This is a genomic window from Hoeflea sp. AS60 (assembly GCF_038900115.1).
GTDB lineage: Bacteria > Pseudomonadota > Alphaproteobacteria > Rhizobiales > Rhizobiaceae > Hoeflea.
In genome coordinates this window covers 1-3,496 of the sequence record NZ_JBBMQP010000011.1, presented here as the reverse complement: position 1 = coordinate 3,496, position 3,496 = coordinate 1, and the positions used below count along the sequence as shown (strand labels likewise).

Below are 3,496 nucleotides of genomic sequence, written 5' to 3'. Positions count from 1 at the left end.
TTCACATAACTTGGAATTATTCGCCCTTTGCAAAATGCGAGACATACCCCCGATGTGGTTCTTGTCGCGGATTTGATCGCAGATCCGAACGACAACAATTTCGAATCAAATCGAGATACGGAACAGAGCGAGAGGGACACAGTTGATACGCTGATTACCACGATCAAGGAACTGGGCCGAGGTATCACGCATTACAACGGTCCGCAGAAGTTGGCGGAAAACGCATCGCAGCACAAGGACGACATCGTTCTCTCGATCTATGGTGGAAGAAACTCACGCAATAGGATGGCTCTAGTTCCCGCCGTTTGTGAAGCGTTCAACCTCAATTTCATCGGTCCCGATGTTTATGGCCGGATCATCGCGCAAGACAAGGAAGTATCGAAGCGCTTAGCGCTCGACTGCGGGCTGCAGACACCGACTTGGCGAATAATTCGAAACGAACAAGATGTTATGAGCTTGGATAAGGCTGCTTTCCCCTGTGTGGTAAAGCCACTGCTCGAAGGCAGTTCAATTGGAATTTCGCAGGCGAATCTTGTCGACAATTCCGAAAGCGCCGCGCGCCTAGCTCAAGAGCTTCTTGCAAGCTTAGAGCAGCCCGTCCTGGTAGAGGAATTCATTTCAGGTCGTGAGACTGCATTTGTCGCAATTGAGAGCAAAGGCCAAACACACTGGGCGTATTCGGAGATTGTCATCGGGGGCGCGCCGGACTTCTTTCGCGGGAGGTTGTTTGATGCCGAGGAGAAGGCCAACCCGACTCCTGGGCGGACTGTTAGGAATATCGATGACGAGCTTGATCCCACCGATCATGAGAATATCAAAGGTCTCCTTCGGGCCTTTGGCCGTTTCGGGTATTGCCGCATTGATGGTCGGCACGCGGATGGAAAATTCCATTTTCTCGAAATGACTCCCGACGCATGGATCGATCCGAAGGGGCAGTTCGCCATGGCATTTACCGAAAAGGGCTGGACTTACAGTGACGTCATCGACGCGGTCCTCACTTCAACAGACTAAGGCCCTCCAGATCGATCAACCAATGACTCAAATAGACCGGGTGCCAAGGCTTACCGCCGAGGAATTGGTGGGTGTCCGGTGGGAGGTCAGCTAGGCCGTAGCGGTATTGCCAGTATTCGAGATCGTCCTCTCGCGACGGACCGTTGTCGAACGGGAAGCGCCGCGCCGCCTCGTACTTTTCCGTATCGCCATTGGCGGCATAGACCACAGCCATGTTGAAACATACCGGCCAATATATGTCGGTGTCGGCAAAGTCGTGATTGGCCAGTAGCAGGTGGCACTTTTCCGCGCTGTCGACTGCGCTTTCCAAATTGCCTTGGCTAAGGAGGGCTATGCTCAGGTTGCTTAAGATCGTTAGCTCCGAAAAATCGTCACGTGCGAAGCGCAGGGCACCAGAGAGTTCATCGCTGCAGTAGCGGAAGTCTGGTTGCTCGGAGAGAAGTTCCACTGCGCAAGCATTATTAACGACAATGTGTTGGTCGCGTACCACCTGCGAAAGCGCGATGGTTGCCTGGCCAAGGGTTGTGCGTGCTCCGTCGATGTCGCCGGATCGTGCCATGAGCAGAGCGGCAGGCAACTGGGAATAGGCCATCGACTCGGGTAAATTGTGCCGGTGGAACCATGCGACGCTCGCCTTAAGGCTTTTCAAGCTACCTTCAAGGCCGTCGACAATTTCGAAAAAACGGTAGGCATAGCCGACTAGTGGGCTTGTGCGGTAAGCCTCGTTCGCGGTGATGGCCTCAAGTATTTCGCGCGTCTTACCATGTTCTCCACGGCAACCGACAACAAGGGCTTCGACCAAATCGGCGGCCAACAAAGTCTGGATATCCGCCGTCTCGCATCGCAAAGTCGCAATAATCTGCAGTGCCTCGACGTGCCCACCGCTCTCCTGCAACGCGCAGGCGCGCATCAACTCAGAATAAGAAGTGCGCTTTTTCAGCAGTGACAAGAGCGTTGTAGCTCGCCGCCAGTCGCTTGCCGAATATGCCAGTTCCGCCGCCCATTCTACCAAATCGTCGTGCTCGCCGCGGAAAAGCTCCGGGTTTGCTTCGATCGCAGAAGCTACAGCATCGACGTAAATCGTGTGATCTTGGGTGGCCCTGACCTCTCCGGTTAACCTGTCTGCGGCGCGTTTCAGGCCCTGCATGTCCTTCGTGCGCGCGCATAATCGGAAGTACTGCCGCAGTAGATTCGACAGACCTTGGGTGCCGAGTTCTCCCTCCATGATTCCGGCATAGTTGTCGCGTAACGCCTTTTCCGATAGCGCTAGCAGCCCCTGTACGGCCGGCGTCTGTTGCAGCGATTTAGCAATAGTGTCGTTGCGCAGTGCGATCAAACCATGGGTTCGCACCAAAAATGCATCTTGGTCTTCAAGTTGGTCAAGCGCTTTGCCTATCTCCGAATGCAGGGCTCTCGGATCGATCCGCATTGCAGCCGACGACAGGGTTGGCAGATCAATAGCTTCCACATGGGCTTGGATGATCGAAAGCAGTAGCCGTTGCAACGATGGCAATTGAGCGATGTGCTCGCTGATCGTGTCAGAGAGGTTTGCAAGTGTCCGGCCGATGCGCGAGACATCAGTCAGCGACTGGCCGACACCAACGCCAAACTTCAATTCAACGATGGAACGCAGATTTCCGTCCCACGAGAGATAGTAGTCCGATGTAAGATCAAAATCGCTCAGTACGCTTGTGCGGATGAGATATTCGAGGTGGTCGGCGCTCAGGCGGACAAGGTCCAAAATATCGATGCCAGGGCGGCGTTCAGCCGCGCGGAAAAGCAGCTTATGGTGCTCAGGCTCGAACCTCCCAGTCTCAGCAGTATATTCGAATACTAAGTCGGGCCCAGGACCGCGCTCGACTAGCAATAGTAGGGTCCTCAAGCTCTGAAGGTCGATATGCTGGACTTCGCGAACAATAAGGATCAGAGCGTGATCCCTGAGGACGTATTCTGTGTAGGCGGCGCAAATTGCGACCGCGTCGGCCTGGTCGCTGATGAGCAGTTTCTCCGAGGCATACCTCCCAAATAGGAGCGCGCGTGCGGCATAATCGAAGACCACCTTATAGGCGTGCTTCAGGCTTGGCATTTCCGAAACGACATCCAATGGGTTCTTCGTAAGGACGGCATCTTTACGGCGCGCTTTGAGAAAACCTGCAAGCGTTGGCCAAGCACCACCGGTCAAATCTGCCGTTCGGTCCAAGCTCTCGGCAATACGCTGCAAAAAGAACCCTTCATGCAACGAAATGGCACCCACTCGACCACGCACACTCGGATCGACGACACAAGATGCTTTGCTATTGAGAGGCATCGAGTTGATCAGGCGATCCGTCAACGTAGATTTTCCGAAACCTGCCGGCGAGCGAACGACGACCAAGGCTGGACGTTCTTTCACCTTCTCCAGACAGCGCTGCAGAAAATCAAGTTCGCCGTCCCGGTTTACGAACTCCAACCCGTCTATTGTATCCATAATTCCAAGTTATGTGAA

General features: G+C 54.2%; 2 protein-coding genes. One reads left to right on the top strand and one right to left on the bottom strand.

The window, feature by feature from the left end:
• The first annotated feature begins 27 nt into the window (after window positions 1–27).
• Complete coding sequence (locus tag WNZ14_RS23520; protein ID WP_342871120.1) at window positions 28–1,011, top strand: hypothetical protein; 984 nt, start codon at window positions 28–30, stop codon at window positions 1,009–1,011.
• On the opposite strand, the gene WNZ14_RS23515 is transcribed toward WNZ14_RS23520, so the two are convergent.
• Window positions 995–3,460, bottom strand: a complete 2,466-nt coding sequence (locus tag WNZ14_RS23515) for a hypothetical protein (protein WP_342871119.1) — start codon at window positions 3,458–3,460, stop codon at window positions 995–997. The two genes, WNZ14_RS23520 and WNZ14_RS23515, sit on opposite strands and share 17 nt — an antisense overlap.
• Window positions 3,461–3,496: the final 36 nt, after the last annotated feature.